Genomic DNA, 349 nt, shown 5'->3' with positions numbered 1-349 from the left:
TTCACCGGTTCGAACACGCCGGGGATGCTGCTCGATGCGCGCACGGCCTGGCCGACATTGCCGCGCACGAAGATGGCGCGCTCGCCGGTTTCCAGCTGGGTGGCGACGGCGGCGAACGGCTTTTTCAGGCGCTCGGCGGGACGATTGGCAACCTGCTCGTTGACGTAGTCCTGCAGCTTCTGGCCCTGCACCAGGCCACCGGAGAACAGGCGCACGTCGCGGATGCTGGCTTCATCCAGCGCCACGGCCTTGCTCTGCATCTGGAAGGCGTCCATGCCGCTGGCATACAGGGCGTCGACCACGCTGCCGGCGCTGGTTCCGGCGACCACGGCCTGCTCGAAGCCGTTGG

Annotated in this window: 1 protein-coding gene; it reads right to left on the bottom strand. The window is 67.9% G+C overall.

Going from position 1 to position 349, the window contains the following annotated elements; genetic code table 11:
- Positions 1–349: patatin-like phospholipase family protein (locus EN846_RS34020; RefSeq protein ID WP_189587202.1), on the bottom strand; the 349-nt coding region annotated here is incomplete at both ends.

It is taken from the genome of Mesorhizobium sp. M4B.F.Ca.ET.203.01.1.1, from assembly GCF_004791025.1.
In the GTDB taxonomy this organism is placed as follows: domain Bacteria; phylum Pseudomonadota; class Alphaproteobacteria; order Rhizobiales; family Rhizobiaceae; genus Mesorhizobium; species Mesorhizobium abyssinicae.
The sequence above is the reverse complement of the archived record's forward strand: the minus strand, read 5'-3'. Positions and strand labels throughout refer to the sequence as shown.